At 37.7% G+C, this 22,014-nt stretch carries 22 protein-coding genes; all 22 read right to left on the bottom strand.

Features of this window, described 5'->3' with window-relative positions:
• Positions 1 to 25: 25 nt before the first annotated feature.
• Positions 26 to 925, bottom strand: coding sequence for a tyrosine recombinase XerC (gene xerC / locus RBB48_RS04600; RefSeq protein WP_001101235.1), 900 nt, complete (start codon positions 923 to 925; stop codon positions 26 to 28).
• A gap of 65 nt (positions 926 to 990) precedes the next feature.
• On the bottom strand, positions 991 to 2,295 hold the full coding sequence (gene trmFO, locus RBB48_RS04595; RefSeq protein ID WP_060488428.1) for an FADH(2)-oxidizing methylenetetrahydrofolate--tRNA-(uracil(54)-C(5))-methyltransferase TrmFO: 1,305 nt from the start codon (positions 2,293 to 2,295) through the stop codon (positions 991 to 993).
• A 48-nt stretch (positions 2,296 to 2,343) separates the two neighbouring features.
• The gene (gene topA, locus RBB48_RS04590; RefSeq protein WP_001286953.1) at positions 2,344 to 4,422 is read right to left on the bottom strand and encodes a type I DNA topoisomerase; all 2,079 of its coding nucleotides are present in this window, start codon (positions 4,420 to 4,422) and stop codon (positions 2,344 to 2,346) included.
• Positions 4,423 to 4,566: 144 nt separating this feature from the next.
• The gene (gene dprA, locus RBB48_RS04585) at positions 4,567 to 5,436 is read right to left on the bottom strand and encodes a DNA-processing protein DprA (protein WP_088064286.1); all 870 of its coding nucleotides are present in this window, start codon (positions 5,434 to 5,436) and stop codon (positions 4,567 to 4,569) included.
• Positions 5,437 to 5,523: 87 nt separating this feature from the next.
• A complete protein-coding gene (sucD, locus tag RBB48_RS04580) occupies positions 5,524 to 6,426 on the bottom strand; it encodes a succinate--CoA ligase subunit alpha (protein WP_000115178.1) in 903 nt (300 codons plus the stop codon).
• 19 nt (positions 6,427 to 6,445) lie between these two features.
• On the bottom strand, positions 6,446 to 7,606 hold the full coding sequence (sucC, locus tag RBB48_RS04575; protein WP_098109630.1) for an ADP-forming succinate--CoA ligase subunit beta: 1,161 nt from the start codon (positions 7,604 to 7,606) through the stop codon (positions 6,446 to 6,448).
• Between the two features lie 194 nt (positions 7,607 to 7,800).
• Complete coding sequence (locus RBB48_RS04570; RefSeq protein ID WP_088064287.1) at positions 7,801 to 8,574, bottom strand: ribonuclease HII; 774 nt, start codon at positions 8,572 to 8,574, stop codon at positions 7,801 to 7,803.
• Positions 8,575 to 8,626: 52 nt separating this feature from the next.
• The gene (gene ylqF / locus RBB48_RS04565) at positions 8,627 to 9,517 is read right to left on the bottom strand and encodes a ribosome biogenesis GTPase YlqF (RefSeq protein ID WP_048546006.1); all 891 of its coding nucleotides are present in this window, start codon (positions 9,515 to 9,517) and stop codon (positions 8,627 to 8,629) included.
• A 20-nt stretch (positions 9,518 to 9,537) separates the two neighbouring features.
• Positions 9,538 to 10,089 carry a signal peptidase I gene (gene lepB / locus RBB48_RS04560; RefSeq protein ID WP_087981660.1) on the bottom strand — a complete coding sequence of 184 codons (552 nt, stop codon included), beginning with the start codon at positions 10,087 to 10,089 and terminating at the stop codon, positions 9,538 to 9,540.
• A 101-nt stretch (positions 10,090 to 10,190) separates the two neighbouring features.
• Positions 10,191 to 10,535 (bottom strand): 50S ribosomal protein L19, encoded by a 345-nt coding sequence (rplS, locus tag RBB48_RS04555; protein ID WP_001186518.1) that lies wholly within the window; start codon positions 10,533 to 10,535, stop codon positions 10,191 to 10,193.
• 146 nt (positions 10,536 to 10,681) lie between these two features.
• The gene (gene trmD, locus RBB48_RS04550; protein WP_097889673.1) at positions 10,682 to 11,416 is read right to left on the bottom strand and encodes a tRNA (guanosine(37)-N1)-methyltransferase TrmD; all 735 of its coding nucleotides are present in this window, start codon (positions 11,414 to 11,416) and stop codon (positions 10,682 to 10,684) included.
• A complete protein-coding gene (gene rimM, locus RBB48_RS04545) occupies positions 11,416 to 11,931 on the bottom strand; it encodes a ribosome maturation factor RimM (RefSeq protein ID WP_000170282.1) in 516 nt (171 codons plus the stop codon). The genes trmD and rimM overlap by 1 nt, the downstream gene beginning before the upstream one ends.
• 121 nt (positions 11,932 to 12,052) lie before the next feature.
• A complete protein-coding gene (locus tag RBB48_RS04540; RefSeq protein WP_000737397.1) occupies positions 12,053 to 12,280 on the bottom strand; it encodes a KH domain-containing protein in 228 nt (75 codons plus the stop codon).
• A gap of 14 nt (positions 12,281 to 12,294) precedes the next feature.
• Positions 12,295 to 12,567, bottom strand: a complete 273-nt coding sequence (rpsP, locus tag RBB48_RS04535) for a 30S ribosomal protein S16 (RefSeq protein WP_000268750.1) — start codon at positions 12,565 to 12,567, stop codon at positions 12,295 to 12,297.
• Between the two features lie 100 nt (positions 12,568 to 12,667).
• A complete protein-coding gene (ffh, locus tag RBB48_RS04530; protein ID WP_000863466.1) occupies positions 12,668 to 14,017 on the bottom strand; it encodes a signal recognition particle protein in 1,350 nt (449 codons plus the stop codon).
• Positions 14,018 to 14,029: 12 nt separating this feature from the next.
• Positions 14,030 to 14,362 (bottom strand): putative DNA-binding protein, encoded by a 333-nt coding sequence (locus RBB48_RS04525; RefSeq protein ID WP_000891061.1) that lies wholly within the window; start codon positions 14,360 to 14,362, stop codon positions 14,030 to 14,032.
• Between the two features lie 133 nt (positions 14,363 to 14,495).
• The gene (gene ftsY / locus RBB48_RS04520) at positions 14,496 to 15,485 is read right to left on the bottom strand and encodes a signal recognition particle-docking protein FtsY (protein WP_000007644.1); all 990 of its coding nucleotides are present in this window, start codon (positions 15,483 to 15,485) and stop codon (positions 14,496 to 14,498) included.
• Positions 15,486 to 15,500: 15 nt separating this feature from the next.
• A complete protein-coding gene (smc, locus tag RBB48_RS04515; RefSeq protein WP_097889672.1) occupies positions 15,501 to 19,070 on the bottom strand; it encodes a chromosome segregation protein SMC in 3,570 nt (1,189 codons plus the stop codon).
• A 147-nt stretch (positions 19,071 to 19,217) separates the two neighbouring features.
• On the bottom strand, positions 19,218 to 19,955 hold the full coding sequence (gene rncS, locus RBB48_RS04510; protein WP_001146867.1) for a ribonuclease III: 738 nt from the start codon (positions 19,953 to 19,955) through the stop codon (positions 19,218 to 19,220).
• 58 nt (positions 19,956 to 20,013) lie between these two features.
• Complete coding sequence (gene acpP, locus RBB48_RS04505) at positions 20,014 to 20,247, bottom strand: acyl carrier protein (protein ID WP_000786062.1); 234 nt, start codon at positions 20,245 to 20,247, stop codon at positions 20,014 to 20,016.
• Between the two features lie 69 nt (positions 20,248 to 20,316).
• Complete coding sequence (gene fabG / locus RBB48_RS04500) at positions 20,317 to 21,057, bottom strand: 3-oxoacyl-[acyl-carrier-protein] reductase (RefSeq protein WP_097889671.1); 741 nt, start codon at positions 21,055 to 21,057, stop codon at positions 20,317 to 20,319.
• The gene (fabD, locus tag RBB48_RS04495) at positions 21,057 to 22,001 is read right to left on the bottom strand and encodes an ACP S-malonyltransferase (protein ID WP_048546019.1); all 945 of its coding nucleotides are present in this window, start codon (positions 21,999 to 22,001) and stop codon (positions 21,057 to 21,059) included. The genes fabG and fabD overlap by 1 nt, the downstream gene beginning before the upstream one ends.
• Between the last annotated feature and the right edge of the window lie 13 nt (positions 22,002 to 22,014).

Raw genomic sequence — 22,014 nt, 5'->3', positions numbered from 1 at the left:
ATGTTTTTATAGCTTTAAAAGCAATTTATGCCCGCGGGTGATGCTTCATGTAGACCGAACGCAATCTTTCTTTAGAGACATGCGTATAAATTTGTGTCGTCGACAAATTCTCATGACCGAGTAGCTCCTGTACAGTACGTAAATCTGCCCCTTCATCTAACATATGTGTAGCAAATGTATGCCTTAACATATGGGGACTTATCCGCATTGTCAGTGAAGCCTTCTTAATGAGTTCGTTTAATACATAGCGTACCCCTCGACTTGTTAGCGGCGTGCCTTTCGCATTTAAAAATACCATATGAGAGTGTTCTTCAGTTTTGTGAGCCAACTGTTTTCTCCCGTTCTCTATATAAGTAATTAAAGCATCTTGCGCATAGCTTCCGAACGGAATATACCTTTGTTTTTTTCCTTTTCCCATTACTAAAATTGTTCCCACCGCGAAGTCAATATCGGTAAGTTGTAAATTGACACATTCACTCACACGGATTCCAGTCGCATACATCAACTCTAATAAAGCTTGATTCCTTTGACCTAGCGGTGTTTCCGTATCAGCAACTTCAAATAATTCCTCTAATTCTTCAGCATATAAAAACTTTGGGATTGACAATTCTTTTTTGGGGAGTGACGCAAGTGCAAACGGATTATCTTTCCGATAACCTTCACGCATCAAAAAACGATATAAACTTCGTAAGCTTGATACTTTTCTTGCGACAGATTTACGGGCTAACTTTTCATCGTGCAACGTCGTTAAGTACAAACGAACATCCGCGTATGTAACATCTAAAAAAGAGGATATGCCTTCTCGCTCCATAAATTGCACAAAATGTTCTAAATCATTTTGATAACTTGCAATTGTATATTTTGAATAATTTCTTTCAATTTGTAAATATCCAACGAATAATTGTAACAATTTCTTCACATTCACACAATTCACCTCAATAAAGGCTACTAAATCGTATCACAACTTAGTAGCCTTTGCAAGAAATTTAACTAAATATTTACAAAATTTTGAATTGTTTCTAAAGCGCGTGTTGCATATGCTTCATTTCGTTCTGCTTTCCTCTTAATTTTCTTCTCTAACGGTGCAAACAAACCGAAGTTTGCATTCATTGGCTGGAAGTTTTTCGCGTTTGTCGCAGTAATATAATTCGCCATACTTCCCATTGCAGTTACAGGCGGTAATACAACCGGCTCTTCACCTTTCACAAGTCGAGCAGCGTTAATACCCGCTAGTAATCCTGATGCCGCCGATTCAACATATCCCTCTACTCCAGTCATTTGGCCAGCGAAGAATAAATCATCACGTTGTTTATATTGATATGTTGGACGAAGCAAGTTAGGTGAATTAATAAACGTATTACGATGCATTACACCATAACGTACAATCTCTGCATTTTCCAGTCCTGGAATCAACTGTAACACTTCTTTTTGTGGTCCCCACTTTAAATGCGTTTGGAAACCTACGATATTGTATAACGTTCCTGCTGCATCATCTTGACGTAACTGAACAACAGCATATGGCGTTTTTCCTGTTTTCGGATCTTCTAATCCAACAGGTTTCATCGGTCCAAATACTAGCGTCTGTCTTCCTCTACTTGCCATAACTTCTACCGGCATACAACCTTCAAAGAAAATTTCTTTTTCAAATTCTTTTAAAGGTACTGTTTCAGCAGCAATTAATGCCTCGTAAAAACGGTCAAATTCCTCTTCCGTCATTGGGCAGTTTAAATATGCAGCTTCCCCTTTATCGTAACGAGACTTTAAATATACTTTATTCATATCAATGCTATCTTTCTCAACAATCGGTGCTGCAGCATCATAGAAATAAAAATAATCTTCACCTGTTAATTCTTTTAATTGTGCAGCAAGATCAGGAGACGTAAGTGGACCTGTCGCGATAACAGTAGGCCCTTCTGGAATTTCAGTAATTTCTTCATTCATCACAGTTACGTTCGGATGTTTTTTCACATACTCTGTTACCTTTGCCGCAAATTCATGACGATCTACAGCTAAAGCTCCTCCTGCTGGTACAGAGCACTCATCAGCTGCACGAATAATAACAGAGTCCATTAAACGCATTTCTTCTTTAATAACACCAACAGCGTTTGTTAATGTGTTTGCGCGAAGCGAGTTACTGCATACTAACTCTGCAAATTTATCTGTGTGATGAGCTGGCGTTTGCCTTACTGGTCTCATTTCATATAATTTCACTTGGACACCACGTTTTGCAATTTGGTAAGCTGCTTCACTTCCTGCAAGACCTGCGCCAATGACGTTTACTACTTGTGTTGTCATATTTATCACCTTTCCTTTTCTTCCCGAAAAAAATGTGAGCAGTTACGCTCACATTTGTTGTTCTTCTTCATAATCACACGAAATACATTGTACTTGCACGCCTTTTTTCAACTTCTTCTCTACAAGCATACCTTCGCACTTCGGACATTTACGACCAATTGGTTTATCCCAAGATACAAAGTCACACTCTGGATACGTACCGCATCCATAGAAAAGACGTTTCTTTTTATTACTACGGCGTTCAATAATTTGACCTTTATCACACTTCGGACAAGTAACACCGATTTCTTTCACAATCGGTTTTGTATTACGACAATCTGGGAAATTCGAACAAGCCATAAATTTCCCGTATTTACCCATTTTAAAGACCATTGGGTGATCACACAATTCACAGTCTTCCCCAGCTGGTTCATCTTTAATTTCCACTTCACGCATTTCTTTTTCCGCTTTTTCTAAACGCGGTTCAAAGCCTACGTAGAAATCATCAACAATTTTTACCCAATTCGCATTTCCTTCTTCTACTTCATCAAGACTTTGCTCCATGTTAGCAGTAAATTCAATGTTAATAATTTCTGGGAAAAACTCTAAAATAAGTTCAATTACTATTTCACCAAGTTCAGTTGGAACGAAGCGTTTATTATCCAAACCTACGTATCCACGTTTTTGAATCGTTTCAAGTGTCGGTACGTAAGTCGACGGTCTTCCAATTCCAAGCTCTTCAAGTGTTCTTACTAGACGAGCCTCTGTATAGCGCGGCGGAGGTTGTGTAAAGTGTTGCTTCGGTTCTAAATCCTTCGAAAATACCGTTTCCCCTACTTCTAAAGGTGGCAACATTTTATCCTTTTCTTCAGCCCCGTCATCTTTCGACTCTACATACACTTTCATAAATCCTGGAAACTTTACAACCGATCCACTTGCACGGAACTGAACATTGTTATTAATGAGTCTAGCTGTCACAGTATCCATTATAGCAGACGCCATTTGACTTGCAACAAATCGCTCCCAAATCAGTTTATACAACCGAAGTTGATCACGACTTAAGAAACTCTTTAGTTCCTCTGGCCTTCTCATTACCGAAGTAGGACGAATTGCCTCATGCGCATCTTGCGCGTTCGACTTTTTCGTTTCTTTCTTCTTTTCTGTCCCTATGTATTCCGCACCAAACGCCTCAGTAATGTAAGTACGCGCCTCTGTTTGAGCTGTTTCTGAGATACGTGTTGAGTCAGTTCTCATATACGTAATAAGACCTACAGTCCCTTGCTTTCCAAGATCTATCCCTTCATACAATTGCTGCGCGAGCATCATTGTTTTCTTTGCTCGCATGTTTAACTTACGAGCTGCCTCTTGTTGCAAGGAAGATGTTGTAAACGGTAATGCAGGATTACGTTTTCGCTCTTTTCGCGTTACATTTTCAACTGAAAACGCATTATCTTTCATCTGTTCAATTATTTCATTCACTTGCGTTTCATTCGTTAATTGAACTTTTTCACCATCTACACCGTAAAAACTTGCTTCAAATGTGTCTTTCCCTTTCACAAATTCTGTCTTAATTGTCCAGAATTCTTCAGGCTCAAAGATTTGAATTTCTTTTTCACGTTCGATAATTAAACGAACTGCTACAGATTGTACGCGTCCTGCACTTAATCCTTTTTTTACTTTCTTCCATAATAAAGGACTAATATTGTAACCAACAAGACGATCTAGTATACGCCTTGCTTGCTGTGCATCTACTAAATCCATATTAATCGCACGAGGATGTTTAAATGATTCTTTTATTGCATCTTTTGTAATCTCATTAAACACAACTCGGCAATCTGATTCAACGTCCACATTTAACGTATTGGCTAAATGCCAAGCAATCGCTTCCCCTTCGCGGTCTGGATCGGCCGCGAGATAGACTTTCTTTGCTTTTTTGGCCGCTGATTTTAAATCTTTTAAGACGGGACCTTTACCACGAATGGTAATATACTTCGGGGTGAAGTTGTTCTTTACTTCTATCCCCATTTGGCTTTTAGGTAAATCGCGAACGTGTCCCATAGACGCGACAACTTTGTATTTTTTCCCTAAATATTTCTCAATGGTCTTCGCCTTAGAAGGCGACTCCACGATTACGAGGTAATCTGACATGCTAGTGCCTCCTTAAGAGGTGGATTCAAGTCTTCATCAATCTTATTGATTTCTCTTGTTTTTGTCAATCAAGAATGAATATACCATACAGTGCCTATCTACCATTTGTCAATAATTGTTTAATAAAAACATAAAAATATAAAGTTAATTTAAAACTTCTTCCAAGATATCTTCTGCATTTCTTACTAGTTTTGCTCCTTGTTGAATCAGATGATTCGTTCCTGATGCACTATCTATAAATATAGGTCCAGGAAGTGCAAATACCTCTCTATTTTGCTCTAAAGCAAGGTCCGCAGTAATAAGTGTTCCACTTCTTGATTTCGCTTCTACAACTAAAACACCCTTACTTATACCACTAATAATCCGGTTCCTTTTTGGAAAATACCATTTTTTCGGTGCATAGTGCGGCGGATACTCTGTTAATAACAATATATATTCATTCCACGTTTCATATAAATGTCTATTCTCTTTTGGATACATATACGATAATCCATGTCCTAGTATTGCAATAGTCGGGCAATGCCGTCTTACTGTAATTTCATGAGACATTGTATCTATCCCTCTTGCAAACCCACTGACAATAAGCCATTCCCTTTCTAATAATGGGTGTAAAATAAATTTTAAACTCTCATGTCCATATAAAGTCGGTTCTCTAGTTCCAATAACCGCCAATTTATTCGATTTATTGAGAAAATACTTCTCTCCTTTTCCATATAATACAAATGGGGGATCTTGTATTTCACGTAATAATTGTGGATAATCTTCATCCCATATAGTCATATAAAAAATTCGATTTTTCTCTAAATAAGATATATATTGCGAGAGATTTGAACTTTGAAGAAAATTTACTAATTCTGAAGATTTTTTCGAGGATATTCCAGTGTAGTATTCCATTTGTTTCGTATTAAAAGTGTATATTCCCTTCAATTCAGGATCGACATATAGTAGTCTTTCCATCGCCTTCCAATGATCTGCTAAAAAATAATGAAGATGTAATAATCGTTCTCTTTTCATCTTAATTCTCCTTACCCATAATTTTTATTATGTAAACAAGAATTGCGTAAAAAGACACCTTCAAGCAAGAAGGTGTCTTTCAACAGATTAGTAGTTTTTACAAGTCTCAAATAGCCCTTTTTCTTTTAAGACAGAGATTAGCGTTTCGCCCATAACCGCTGGAGTTTCCGCTACTTTAATACCACAAGCTTCCATCGTTTTAATCTTTTCTGCAGCAGTTCCTTTACCACCAGAAATGATTGCACCAGCATGGCCCATACGTTTGCCAGCAGGCGCTGTTTGGCCACCAATGAAGCCTACAACAGGTTTTGTCATATTAGCTTTCACCCATTCAGCCGCCTCTTCTTCCGCTGTACCACCAATTTCACCAATCATAATTACAGCATGTGTTTCTTCATCTTCATTAAATGCTTTTAACGCATCTATAAAGTCCGTACCGTTAACTGGGTCCCCGCCGATACCTACAGCAGTAGATTGGCCAATACCTTCTTGTGTTAACTGATGTACAGCCTCATACGTTAATGTACCAGAGCGAGATACGATACCTACATGGCCTTTTTTATGAATGTACCCTGGCATAATACCAATTTTACATTCATCAGGCGTAATAACACCAGGACAGTTTGGTCCAAGTAAACGTGTATGTTTACCTGCCATATATCTCTTTACATTTACCATATCTAATACAGGAATACCTTCAGTAATACATACTACTAAATCGATTTCTGCATCAACTGCTTCCATAATTGCATCAGCCGCAAAAGCGGGTGGAACGTATACAACTGAAGCGTTTGCGCCTGTTGCTTTCACTGCATCTTCTACAGTATCAAATACTGGTACACCTTCAATATCAGTGCCACCTTTACCTGGCGTTACACCACCGACAATTTTCGTACCGTATTCAATCATTTGTTTTGTGTGGAATAAACCTTGAGAACCTGTAATACCTTGAACAATAACTTTTGTATCTTTATTAACTAATACGCTCATTTTTCTCCCCCGCTTTCTATTAGCCCACTAGTGAAACAATTTTTTGTGCACCGTCTGCCATAGATTCTGCTGCAACAATATTTAAGCCAGACTCATTTAAAATTTTCTTACCTAACTCTACGTTTGTACCTTCAAGACGTACAACTAAAGGCAATTCAAGACCTACTTGTTTCGTCGCTTCAATAACACCTTCTGCGATAACATCACACTTCATAATGCCACCAAAAATGTTAACGAAGATACCTTTTACATTTTTGTCAGAAAGGATAATTTTGAATGCTTCTGTAACTTTTTCAGCTGTTGCACCGCCACCAACATCTAAGAAGTTAGCTGGATCGCCATGGTAATGTTTAATGATATCCATTGTAGCCATCGCTAAACCTGCACCATTAACCATACAACCGATATTTCCATCTAAAGGAATGTAGTTTAGGTCATATTTAGAAGCTTCAATTTCTTTTGAATCTTCTTCATCAAGATCACGAAGTTCTAAAATGTCTTTATTGCGATATAAAGCATTAGAATCAAAGTTTAATTTCGCATCTAATGCCATAACTTTACCGTCACCTGTTGTAACAAGTGGATTGATCTCCGCGATAGAGCAATCTTTTTCGATAAACGCACGGTATAAGCCCATCATAAACTTCACAGCTTGTCCTACAAGCTCTTTTGGAATATTGATGTTAAACGCGATTCGGCGCGCTTGGAAGCCTTGTAAGCCTACTGCTGGATCAATATATTCTTTAAAGATCTTTTCAGGTGTTTGCTCTGCTACTTCTTCAATTTCTGTTCCACCTTCTTCAGATGCCATTAAAACAACTTGAGAAGTTGCACGATCTAAAACTAGACCAACATAATATTCTTTTTTAATATCGCAACCTTCTTCGATAAGTAAGCGTTTTACTTCCTTACCTTCAGGACCTGTTTGATGTGTCACAAGTGTAGTTCCTAAAATGCTCTCTGCATATGTACGAACTTCTTCTAAATTTTTTGCAACTTTTACTCCGCCAGCTTTGCCGCGTCCACCAGCGTGAATTTGTGCTTTTACTACACATACATCCGTTCCTAATTCTTTCGCTGCTTCTACAGCTTCTTCTACTGTAAATGCAACCTTCCCGTTCGGAACGCTAACCCCATAGCTTTTAAGGACTGCCTTACCTTGGTACTCATGGATATTCATGGTCCCATCCTCCCCTGTTTTCCTGTTTTACTCGAAAAGTTTTTAAATGTTTAAAAAACATTACATTGCCATTGTATAAGATGATTGGCACGCTGTCTACAATAAAGTGTCAGAAAACTGAAATCGCTTTATTCTTTTTTAAAAATAATAATGTTCATATACCAAAATAAAAAAATAAGCTGCATATTCGCAGCTTATTTGTGAATCGTATCTTTAATTGGTGCAAACGATTTGCGATGTTCTTCTAATACTCCATGCGCTTCAATCGCTTCTAAATGTTGTTTTGTGCCATATCCCATATGTTGTTCAAATCCATATGCAGGATACTTTTCTCCAAGCTCTTTCATCATACGATCTCTCGTTACTTTCGCAATAATGGATGCAGCTGAAATAGAAATACTTTTCGCATCACCTTTAATAATGGATGTTTGCGGAATTGGTGTAGGAAGTTTCATCGCATCAATTAATAAATGTTCTGGTGCACAAGATAAATTCGCAACAGCATCTAACATCGCTTGTTTCGTCGCTTGATAAATATTTATCTCATCAATAACTTGTGGTGATACAATTCCAACTCCAATTGCAATTGCTTGTGCTTTAATTTCATCATAAAAACGCTCTCGCTTCGCCTCACTCAGCTTTTTCGAGTCATTTAACCCTGGAATATAAAAATCTTCCGGAAGGACAACAGCTGCCGTCACGACAGGCCCAGCTAGCGGCCCACGCCCTACTTCATCTATACCTGCAATAAATGTGAGCCCTTTTTCACGTAATGCAATCTCATACTTGGACATTTCGAAAAACTTTTCTTTTTCTTTCTGCGCTAACTCTTTTTGTTTATGCCACTTCAAAATGAGCTTTTGTACCCCTTTTCGCTCATCTTTCATTAATATTTGAAAGCGGTCGTCCTCTTCACTCATAATTTTTTGCAGTAAATGTTCCGCTTCTTGAATAGTCACTTTTTGCATTCACGCACACTCCTTTTATATACAAAAAAGAAAAGACGTACAAACGCACGTCTTATACTTCTTCTACTTTTTCAACACCTTCTACTTGCTCCGCAAACTCTTCTGGTGTTTCAAACGTCATTTTCCCAAGTTTCCCACCACGAAGCTCACGAAGTATAAGCTCAGATGTTTTATCATAATCAATCATTCCGCCGCCCATTAAACAGCCTCTATTTTTTCCAATTGCATCGAATAACTCCACAATATCTTCTGGAATTTCATTTAAATTATATCGATCTTTCAAACGTTCTGGATAATGTTTTTCCATAAAACGTAAAGCGTAAACAGCAACATCTTGTAAATTTAAAATTGAATCTTTAATTGCGCCTGTTGTCGCTAAACGAAGACCCACTAATTGATCTTCAAATTTAGGCCATAAAATACCCGGTGTATCTAACAGTTCCATTTCCTTCCCAACTTTAATCCATTGTTGAGCTGTTGTTACACCAGGACGATCTCCTGTTTTAGCAATATTTTTCTTCGCCAACTTATTAATTAACGTAGATTTACCAACATTCGGTATACCTACAATTAATGCACGAATTGCTCTCGGTCTAATACCTTTTGCAACCATTTTATCAAATTTTTCTTTCACCAACACTTTACAAGCCGCTGCAATTTCCTTCATACCTTGTCCAGCTTGTGCGTTAATTGAAATTGCCATTTGGCCTTTTTCTTTAAAATATGCAATCCACTGCTTTGTTAAACGATCATCTGCCATATCCGCTTTATTTAAAACAACAAGCCTCGGCTTATGTGTAATAATCTCATCGATCATTGGATTTCGAGAAGATAAAGGTAATCGAGCATCTACAAGCTCAATTACAACATCAATTAACTTTAATTTTTCTGTTACTTGGCGTCTAGCCTTTGCCATATGTCCCGGGAACCATTGAATTACCATGTTGCCACCTTCTTTTTCTTTTATTTCACAATACGAGCATCTTTTAACGGCCAATATAGTATATTTGCTTTTCCAATCACTTGGTCCATTGCAATTGTACCAATCGAACGGCTATCTTTACTAAAACGACGATTATCGCCTAAAACAAATAATTGACCTTCTGGAACAGTTTTCTTCCCTGTCATTTCTTCAAGAGTAAAATCATATGTAAGCGGTCCGTCAGCAATTTGTTTTTTTTGCTTGTCTAAATACGGCTCCTCATAAGCCTTTCCGTTAACATATAGTTTATCATTACGATACTCTATTTCATCGCCTGGCAGGCCGATAATGCGCTTAATATAATCTTTATCTTCCGTTGCTCGGAATACGATAATATCAAATCGTTTCGGATCTCCTATGTGATAACCAATTTTATTGACAATCATTCGATCGCGATCATGTAAAGTAGACGCCATCGATACTCCATCTACGAGAATTGGAGCAAAGAAAAACTGTCTAATAACACCCGCTAATACAACAGCAATCAAAATTGCTTTGATCCATTCCCAAAGTGAACTCTTTTCTTTTTTCATGCATTTCCCCTCCACGATTATGTAAGCTGCTCGTATTATATCAAAATTTTATATAGATTGGAAAAAGGGAGCTTGTGTATTTACAAGCTCCCATACATGTCTTATCGAATTTCTTTAATACGTGCTTTTTTACCGCGAAGGTTACGTAAGTAGTATAACTTAGCACGACGTACTTTACCACGACGAAGTACTTCAAGTTTCGCGATTCTTGGCGTGTGAACTGGGAATGTACGCTCAACACCTACACCGTAAGAAATCTTACGAACTGTGAATGTTTCACTGATTCCGCCACCACGACGTTTAATTACAACACCTTCGAAAAGCTGAATTCTTTCACGAGTTCCCTCAACTACTTTTACGTGTACACGTAAAGTGTCTCCAGGACGGAATGAAGGAAGGTCAGTTTTTAATTGGCCTTGAGTAATTTCTGCGATTAATTGTTGCATATTAAATTCTCTCCTTTAAACAGATGCTCTTATAAAGTCTTAATAAATTACAGCGGAACATCGTTAATACGGCCACTGATTTCAGTAGCACAAGTGTTATAATAGCATATTGCTAGGACTGTTGCAATAGAAAATATATCAAGCCCTTACTTGTCTTCTTTAATTTGTTCTAGCCATTTCGCTTCTTGCTTAGATAATTTTCGTTCTTCCAGTAAATCCGGTCTACGCGTGTACGTACGACGTAGTGATTCTTTGTGTCGCCATTCATCAATATTTTTATGATTTCCTGACATTAGTACATCCGGTACCTTCATACCACGAAAATCAGCTGGACGTGTATAATGAGGATGTTCTAATAAACCTGTACTAAACGAATCCTCGACTTGTGAAGCATGATTTCCTAGCACTCCTGGGAGGAGACGCACGACACTATCCGTAATAACCATAGAGGCTAACTCTCCGCCGGTTAATACGTAGTCACCGATAGAAATTTCATCCGTTACGAGATGCTCACGAATTCGTTCATCGTACCCTTCATAATGACCACACACAAAAATAACATGCTCTTCTTCAGCAAGTTCTTCTGCCTTCTTCTGCGTAAAACGCTCTCCTTGTGGACACATTAGGACAACTCTCGGTTTACGGTCTGTTTCCTTCGTTAACTCTTCCACTGCATCAAAGATAGGCTGGGGGGTTAATACCATCCCAGCGCCACCACCATACGGATAATCATCTACGCTATTATGCTTACTCGTTGTATAATCGCGGAAATTGACAACACGAAGCTCTACCGCTTCTTTTTCTTGCGCTTTCTTTAAAATTGAAGATCCAAACACACCCGTAAACATATCTGGAAACAATGTTAAAATGTCAATTTTCATTATAATAGCCCTTCCATTACATGAATGGTTACTAATTTATTCTCAATGTTAACTTGAAGTACAACATCATCAATATAAGGAATTAATAGATCTTGACCTTTTGGACGTTTAATTACCCAAACATCATTTGCACCAGGAGATAAAATTTCTTTTATTGTTCCTAACGCTTCTCCTTCTTCCGTTACAACACTGCAACCAATAATTTCATGGTAGTAGTATTCGCCTTCAGCTAGTTCACCTAACTGCTCTTCTGGTACTTTTATTAAAGAACCTTTAAACTTCTCTGCTTCATCTACATTGTTGTATCCTTCAAATGTTAATAGATCAAATGTCTTATGTTGACGATGAGAAGTTACTTTCACTGGAAGGTAGTCTGTACTTTTCTCATTACTTATGTATAACGTGTTTCCTACTTTATATCGCTCTTCTGGAAAATCAGTACGAGAAATAACACGTATTTCTCCTCTTACGCCATGAGTATTTACAATTTTCCCTACGTTAAACCATTTTGTCATAAATAGTATGTCACCCCTGGTTTCTATATAAATTAAGCATCTCCATTTCACATATGGAACATGCAACTTCTCTTTAAATGTTAAAAAAGGGAGAGGAAATAACTCCTCGCCCTTTTTACGTTTATTGAATTTCCAGTGTTACTTTTTCATCATTATGATGTCCCACTGAATACAAGAGCATTCGAATTGCTTTCGCAACTTTCCCTTGCTTTCCAATGACTTTTCCAACATCCTCAGGATGTACAGTTAATCGATACTTTATCTCTCCGTTGTAAAGTTCCTGTGTAACTTTTACATCTTCAGGATGATCGACAAGAGGCTTGACAATCGTCTCGACTAACTTCTTCATAGTCATTGCCTCAATTACTTACCTTGTTTAGATAAGTGGAATTTCTCCATGATACCTTGGTTAGAGAATAAGTTACGAACTGTATCAGATGGTTTAGCACCATTTCCTAACCATTTTAATGCTGCTTCTTCGTTGATCTTAACTTCAGCTGGTTGAGCAACCGGATTGTAAGTACCGATTTCCTCAATGAAACGTCCGTCACGAGGAGAACGAGAATCTGCAACAACTACACGATAGAAAGGAGTTTTTTTAGCTCCCATACGTTTTAAACGAATTTTAACTGCCATTTATAAAGCACCTCCGAATTTATTTCACACAGATAATTATATTAGCAAAAAGACTATTGCTTTGTAAAGTATTTTTTCTTAACAGAGCCATCTTTTTTCCTTACATGAATGGAAACTTCAATCCACCTAGTCCTTTTTTCTTACCTTTTTGCATTCCCGTCATCGTTTTCATCATCTTTTTCATATCATCAAATTGCTTGATTAAACGATTGATTTCTTGTACCGTTGTACCGCTACCTTTGGCAATGCGCTTTTTGCGACTAGCATTGATTATTTCCGGTTGTTCTCGCTCTAATTTAGTCATAGAACGAATAATTGCCTCAATATGCCCAATTTGTTTTTCATCAACTTGCGCATTTTTCAGCCCTTTAATTTTATTTGCACCAGGAAGCATTCCTAACAATTCATCAAGCGGTCCAAGTTGACGCACTTGTCCAAGTTGTTCTAGGAAATCGTCAAGCGTAAACGAAAGCGTACGCATTTTTTGCTCAAGTTCTTTTGCTTTCTCTTCATCAACTGTAGCTTGCGCTTTTTCAATTAATGTTAAGACGTCTCCCATCCCTAAAATACGGGATGCCATACGCTCTGGATGGAACGCTTCAATCGCATCTAGTTTTTCACCCATACCAGCAAATTTAATCGGTGTATTTGTTACCGCCTTAATAGATAATGCCGCACCACCGCGCGTATCACCATCTAATTTCGTTAATACAACACCTGTTAAACCTAACTGTTCATGGAAACTTTGTGCAACATTTACCGCGTCTTGTCCCGTCATCGCATCGACAACAAGGAAAATTTCATCCGGTTTCGCAACTTCTTTCACTTTCGCTAATTCATCCATTAGTTCTTCATCAATATGCAGGCGACCTGCTGTATCAATTAAAACATAATCGTGATGATCTTCTTTTGCTTTTGCAATCGCTTGTTTCGCAATTTCAACAGGACTTACTTGATCTCCTAAAGAGAATACAGGCATGTCCAATTGCTTCCCTAATGTTTCAAGCTGTTTAATCGCTGCTGGACGGTAAATATCCGCTGCAACAAGCATTGGTTTACGATTATGCTTTTTACGAAGCAAATTCGCAAGCTTACCTGTCGTCGTTGTTTTACCCGCACCTTGCAGACCAACCATCATTATAACAGTCGGTGGCCTATTAGCAACAGCAATTTTGCTTTGCTCTCCGCCCATAAGTTCTGTAAGTTCTTCCTGTACGACTTTAATTACTTGTTGTCCAGGTGTCAAACTTGTCATTACATCTTGTCCGACAGCACGTTCAGACACACGCTTTACAAAATCTTTTACTACTTTAAAGTTAACGTCCGCTTCTAAAAGAGCTAGACGAACTTCTCTCATCATTTCTTTCACATCGGCTTCAGAAACTTTTCCTTTGCCGCGGATTTTTTGCATTGTCTGTTGAAGTCGGTCGGCTAATCCTTCAAATGCCATATTGCCGCCCTCCTAATCTAATTTTTCGATAGCTTCAACAACTTGTTTCATTTCTTCATTCACATGCTCTTCTTCGCTGATTAGCTGTTTTAGCTTTGCAACAAGTCGCTGTCGCTCTTGAAACTTTTGAAGTAATACTAATTTATCTTCATATTCTTCAAGCATCGCTTCAGTCCGTTTAATGTTATCATACACGGCTTGGCGACTTACATCAAATTCTTCCGCAATTTCACCAAGAGATAAATCATCTAGATAATAAAGCGACATATAACTTCTTTGTTTTTGCGTTAACAACGATTGATAAAAATCAAATAAATAGTTCATTCTCGTTGTTTTCTCGAGCATGTTGGATCATCCTTTGTTAAGTGATTTCCCTTTACATGAATTAGTTTACATGGAGTACAAAAGAGTGTCAAGTTTTTTTCTTAACATCACATATTTTTATAGAAAAAGAAGCGGAAAATACCGCTTCTTTCACTTACACTTCTTCTGTTTCTACTAAGTTCGCAAATAAACCATACACATATTGTTCTGGATCAAACTGCTGCAAGTCATCCATTTGCTCTCCTAATCCAACGAATTTCACCGGTACATCCATTTCGTTACGAATCGCTAATACAATACCACCTTTAGCAGTTCCATCTAACTTCGTTAAAACAATACCAGTAACATTCGTTGCTTCACGGAATGTCTTCGCTTGACTTAAACCGTTTTGTCCTGTTGTTGCATCAATAACAAGTAATACTTCGTGAGGAGCCCCCGGTACTTCACGCTCAATTACACGCTTCACTTTCTCTAACTCTTTCATTAAGTTTACTTTATTTTGTAAGCGTCCTGCTGTGTCACATAGTAATACGTCTACTTTACGTGCTTTCGCGGCTTGTACAGCGTCATACATAACCGCCGCTGGATCAGATCCTGACCCTTGTTTAATCACTTCTACACCAACGCGATCGCCCCATACTTCTAATTGTTCAATCGCTCCTGCGCGGAATGTATCTCCTGCCGCCAATAGGACAGACTTACCTTCTGATTTGAATTTATGTGCTAGTTTACCAATCGTCGTCGTTTTCCCTACGCCGTTAACACCGACAAATAAAACAACTGTTAATTGATCCTCTTGCATATTAATTTCGTTACTAAACTCACTGTCGCCTTTGTAAATTCCTACTAACTTTTCTGAAATAACAGCTTGTACTTCTTTTGGATCTTGGATGTTACGACGTTGCACTTCTTCTTTCAATTGATCAATTAATTCCATTACCGTCGAAACTCCGACATCTGCACCAATTAAAATTTCTTCTAATTCCTCAAAGAAATCTTCATCTACTTTACGATAACGATAAACTAAATCATTTACTTTATCTGCAAACGAATTTCTCGTTTTTTCTAATCCATGTTTAAATTTCTCTGTTACCGTATCTGTTTGTTTTGAAATTTTTTCTTTTAATTTTTTAAAAAAACTCATACTGTCCCATCCTTCCTAATTACTTGCAACTAGTTCTTCTCCATCATCCAAACGAACCGAAACAAGTTTAGATACCCCTGACTCTTGCATTGTTACACCGTACAATACGTCAGACTCTTCCATTGTACCTTTTCTATGTGTAATAACAATAAACTGTGTCTCATCACTAAATCTCTTTAAATACTGCGCAAAACGGGCAACATTCGCCTCATCAAGAGCCGCCTCTACCTCATCTAATACACAGAATGGGACTGGGCGCACTTTTAAAATACCGAATAACAGCGCAATTGCTGTTAAAGCACGCTCCCCACCAGAAAGTAAACCTAAGTTTTGCAGTTTCTTCCCTGGCGGTTGCGCTACAATATCAATACCAGTATTTAATAAGTCCTCTGGATTCGTCATGACTAAATCCGCTCTACCGCCTCCAAATAATTCAGAGAATACCGATTGAAACTCCATTCGAATTCCTTCAAACGTAGTAGAAAAACGTTTTTTCATTTCTTCATCCATTTCGGTAATAAGTTGGTGCAATGTCGCTTTCGCTTCTTCTAGGTCATCTTTTTGCTCTAGTAAGAATGTATGACGCTCTGCTACACGCTCATACTCTTCAATTGCCCCTAAGTTCACTGTGCCTAGCTCTTCGATGGATAATTTAATTAGTTTCACCTTTTTACGTGCATCCTCTGCAGGCATCATCATTGTATACTTCAGTTTTGCTGCTTCAAATGAAATCGTATATGTTTCACGTAAATGTTGTAATCTATTTTCTAACTCTACATCAAGTCGGTTTATTTTTACTTCTTGATTTTTCAGCATCTCAAGAATGTATTTATGTTTACCTGTTGTTTCTTTCAGATTACGTTCTAAATGTTCTACTCTCTCTTGTAACGATACGCGTTGTTCACGACGAGAGCGAATTAACTCTGAAGTTTGATTACGATCATATGCTTTCTTCTCAATCATATTCGTAATCTGTTCTTCACCACTTGAATTAGATGTCATTTCTTGTTTTAAGAATGCTAAATCCTCTTTCGTTTTGACAAGCGTTGCATCCGTTTCTTCTTTTTCCTTCGTCAATCGTTCAACTTTTTCTTTTTGATTAGATAAGCGTTGTTGCTTTTCAGCCGCCAACACTTTTAACTCAGTCATTTCTTTTTGCACTTTTTCCTTCGAAGAATGCTGCTCACTTTTTTGTTTTGTTAAAGCGACAATTTTGCTATCTAATTCCGTAATCTCCGCTTGAAGCGTTGCTAAAATCTTTTCTAGCTCTTCTTTACGTCCTTGTATTTTCACTTGATCTTGTAAGAATCCTTCAATCTCTAAATCGTAAATAGATAAACGATCATTAATACGATGTTCTTCTAATTCTAAGCGACTAATTTCTTCTCTTAATTTCTGTTCATCTACACGCTCTGCTTCTACACTTTGCCTTAGTTCCCGTATTTTCACTTCTTTTTCTTGAATCTCTTGCTTTACTGCTTTAACAAAGTTTTCTAACTTTGTCGTTTTTTCTTCCATATCAGTTAACTTGTTCGTCCACTCTTCTAGCTCACGTTGACGTCCTAATAAAGAAGATTTCGCCTGTTTTACCGCTCCACCAGTCATAGAACCACCAGGGTTCACTACATCACCTTCGATTGTTACAATGCGATAACGGTATTGCAATTGTTTCGCCAACTCATTCGCCCCACGTAAATCTTTCGCAACAATAACAGTACCTAATAAATTTGAAACTACATTTTCATATTTATTGTTATATTGCACAAGTTCTGCCGCCACACCTACAAACGATGGGTGTTGATTTACAATACGTAATTGTTCAAATGATAACGATCTACTTTTAATAACAGCTTGTGGTAAAAACGTTGCTCGTCCATGTTTATTTTGTTTTAAAAACGTAATTGCATTACGAGCATGTTCTTCTTTTTGTACGACAATATGCTGCATCGCTGCACCTAGAGCAATTTCCATTGCAATTTCATATTCTTTCGGTACCGTTAGCAGTTCTGCAACAGCACCCTCGATACCTTGCAACCTATCTTCTCTAGCTTTTAATACTTCACGTACCCCTTGATAGAAACCAGAGTAATCCTCTTGCATCTCTTCTAGCATTTCTTTTCGAGAACGTGCCTGTTGTACAAATTGATACGCTTGATACAGTTTTGTTTCATTTTCACTATACTGCGTCTTGCATTTCCCAAGTGCCGCTTCTGTCTTTTGTATATTCGAAAGGATACCAGCTACTTTTTCTTTCACTTGTTCATAACTTTCCACAAGTTTCGTCTTTTTCGCTGTAATTTCCATGCGTATTTCTACATATTTCGCATTTTCTTCATCGAGGCGTTCATTTTTTGAGTTTTGTTGTTTAGATTGTTCTTCAATCATAGATAACTCATTACGATGACTAGCTTGTTGATTTAAAAGTTCAATATAGTCACCTTTTAAATTCTCAATTTGTTCCTCTAAATTGTCAGCAAAAGTTGCAAGCAGTAGCTCATTATCATGCAATTTCGTCTCCAACTCTTTTACTTGATTTACAAATTGCATCAACACTTCTGTACTGGATTCAATTTCACCATCATAACTTGTAGCTTTCTCTGTTAATTCAACAATTAACTGTTCGAGTTGTGCACAATGCGTCGTTGCATTTTGTTTTCTCTCTTTTAATAACTCACGCTGTCCTTCTAACTTTTCTAGCTCTTTACTAGAAAGAAGCAGCACTTCTTGTAAGGAATCTACAGACTCATCTACTGCTTGTAATTGTCCTCGTAATTCCTCAAGCTCTTCTTCACCTTTTTGTAAATGCGTTGACATTTTAGCTTCTTCGTTTTTATTATGCCCAAACTGATTTCGAAGCGCTTCCCATTTCTCATGTAATTCTTCAATTTCATGTACAATAAGCGCCGCTTCTACTTTCTCTAATTCTTCTTTTTTCTCGAGATAATCTTTCGCAATAGAAGCTTGTCTTTCTAAAGGTTCTACTTGACTACTTAATTCGTGAATGATATCTTGTACACGATTTAAGTTTTCTTGTGTGTCTGCTAATTTCACTTCAGCTTTCTTTTTACGAAGTTTGTATTTCAGCACTCCCGCAGCTTCTTCAAATACACCACGACGTTCTTCTGATTTACTACTTAAAATCTCTTCAACTTTCCCCTGGCTAATAATCGAAAAAGCTTCTCTTCCCATACCAGAGTCCATAAATAAATCGATAATATCTTTCAATCTACATGATTGTTTATTAATATAAAAATCACTATCACCAGAACGAGATACACGACGCGTTACACACACCTCATTATATTCAATCGGTAAACGTTGATCTTCATTATTTAAAGTTAATGTTACTTCAGCAACATTAACTGCTCTTCTCGTATCACTGCCTGCAAAAATAATATCCTCCATCTTTGCACCACGTAATGATTTTGCAGATTGTTCACCAAGTACCCAGCGAATCGCATCAGTAATATTACTTTTCCCACTTCCATTAGGTCCTACTACGGAAGTTACACCTGGGACAAAATCAACAGATACACGCTCAGCAAAAGACTTAAACCCTGCTATTTCTAATCTTTTTAAAAACACGAAAGGCCTTCCTCCTATTCTCCGTTGTTATAACTGTTGTCTATACAAAAACAAGCTATTATACGGATTTCCCTTCCCTTTATTCACAAACAAAAAGAAAGTTTCATTCTATGCATAAGGAATCCCCCTCATTCAAAGGGGGATTCCTTATAGTTGTTCTTTTAATTTTTTCAATGCTTCTGCAGCAGCTTGTTGCTCTGCTTCTTTTTTCGACTTGCCACTACCAAGACCTAAAGCCACGTTATTTAACGTAACACGTGACACAAATTCTCGATTGTGGGCCGGTCCTTTTTCCTGCAAAATTTGATACTCAATATTGCCACTACCATCACGCTGAATCAACTCTTGTAATTGACTCTTATAATCCATCACATGAGAAAAAGCACCTTCATTAATTTTAGGGTATACAATTTCTTTTAAGAAGCCCCATACTGTTTCTAACCCTTGATCAAGATAAAGGGCACCAATAAACGCTTCAAAGACATCCGCTAATAAAGCTGGTCGTTCACGTCCACCTGTCATTTCCTCACCTTTTCCTAATAAAACAAGGCTACCAAATGACAACTCGTTTGCAAAACGAACAAGAGATGGTTCACATACAATAGCTGCACGTAGTTTCGTTAACTCTCCTTCGCTCATTGTCGGATATTTTTGAAACAGATACTGTGACACAGTAAGTTCCAATACTGCATCTCCAAGGAATTCGAGACGCTCATTGTCTTCATGCGGTTTTTTTCGATGCTCATTCACATACGATGAATGCGTAAATGCTTGAATCAATAATTTTTCATCTGAAAACGTAATACCTATCTCTTCTTGAAATACTTTAAACGCTTCACGATATTTTGTTTCGTATTTTTTTTCTCTATGTTTTCGGTACGGCATAAGTCCCTCCAGATATAAGCCGAGAAGCCCCGCTAAAAAACGGGACTTCACTTAAGCATTATAGATGACTCTCTATGTAAGTCACAGCATCGCCAACAGTAGCAATCTTTTCAGCATCTTCATCAGAAATTTCCATTTCGAATTCATCTTCCAATTGCATTACAAGTTCTACTACATCTAGGGAGTCTGCGCCTAAATCTTCTTTAAAGCTCGCAGCTGGTACTACTTCAGTTTCTTCTACACCTAAACGATCAACGATGATTTTTGTTACACGCTCTAAAACATCTGCCATTCCATTCACCTCCCCTCAAATATTATATTAAATATTGGCCAAAAAAACTAGTTGAAATCAATTCTTTTATTACATTACCATTCCGCCATCAACATTTAACGTTTGCCCTGTAATATATTTGCTTTGATCAGAAGCAAAAAACGTTACAGTATTTGCGATATCTTGCGCTTCACCAAACTGAGCTGCAGGAATTAACTTTAACATTTCGGCTTTTATATTTTCATTTAATATATCCGTCATATCAGTCGCAATAAAACCTGGAGCAATTGCATTTACAGTAATATTACGGCTCGCTAATTCTTTTGCTGATGTTTTTGTTAATCCAATTACACCCGCTTTAGCAGCAACATAGTTTGCTTGTCCTGGATTACCTGTCACTCCAACAACAGAAGCGATATTAATAATACGTCCATGACGCTGGCGCATCATGTATCGAGATACTGCCTTCGTACATAAGAATACACCTTTTAGGTTTGTATTAATAACTGTATCCCATTCTTCTTCTTTCATACGCATTAATAAATTATCTTTTGTTACACCTGCATTATTTACAAGAATATCAACTTGTCCAAATGTATCTACAGTTTGTTTCACCATATTTGTAACGTCTTCAGCATTTGCAACATCTGCTCTTACTGCAATTGCATCCGAACCTAATTTCTTTATTTCATCAACTACTTCATTCGCCTTTTGCTCATTACCAGCATAATTTACTACAACATTTGCCCCTTGTTTCGCTAAATCAATCGCAATCGCACGACCAATTCCACGTGAAGCGCCAGTTACTAATGCTACTTTCCCTTTTAACATCAGTTTTCTCCTCTCAAATTTGAAATGGTATCTTTTAATGTCTCTTCATCGTATATCGCATATGCTTTTACTGATGAATCAATTGACTTCATAAGCCCAGCAAGTACTTTCCCAGGTCCAATCTCAATAAATGTATCTACCCCTTGATTCACCATGTTTTCAATGGACGGGTACCATAAGACAGGCGAATAGAGCTGTTCAATTAGCTTTTCTTGAATAAGTGCACCACTTGTAATAACGTCTGCTGTTACATTTGCGATAACAGGAATATTCGTATCTTGAATTGTAATTTCTTTTAAGACACTTTGGAACTTCTCCGCTGCTGGCTTCATAAGCGAAGAGTGGAACGGTCCACTTACCTTAAGCGGAATTGCTCTCTTTGCACCATTTTCTTTCGCTCTTTGAGAAGCAATCTCAACTCCTTGCTTTGTTCCAGAAATCACAATTTGCTTCGTACTATTCATATTAGCGATTTGCACTGCATATCCTTCACTTGTTACTTCTTCTGTAACTTGTTTCAGCATATGTGGATCAGCACCTAAAATAGCCGCCATTGCACCTTCTCCACCAGGAACAGCTTCTTCCATATATTCCCCACGTTTTCTTACAGCATATACAGCGTCTTCAAAAGTTATTGCACCCGCTGCTACAAGAGCGCTATATTCACCTAAACTATGCCCTGCAACAAAGTCTGGTGTAATATCATACTCTTTCAAAGCTGTCAAAATAGCAAAACTCGTTGTTAATAAGGCCGGCTGCGCATTTGTCGTTAACGTAAGCTTTTCCTGCGGCCCTTCAAAAATCACTTCTGAAAGTGAATCTTGCAACACCTCATCTGCTTTCGCAAACACATTTGCAACCTCTTTATTATTCTCCGCTAACTGTTTACCCATTCCAACTGCCTGTGAACCTTGGCCCGGAAAAAGAAATGCTAGTTTTCCCATTTCAAATCCTCCT

It is taken from the genome of Bacillus sp. MMSF_3353 (assembly GCF_030733445.1).
Classification (GTDB): domain Bacteria; phylum Bacillota; class Bacilli; order Bacillales; family Bacillaceae_G; genus Bacillus_A; species Bacillus_A wiedmannii.
Note: the sequence above shows the minus strand (reverse complement) of the source record. Positions and strands in the feature narration are given on the sequence as shown.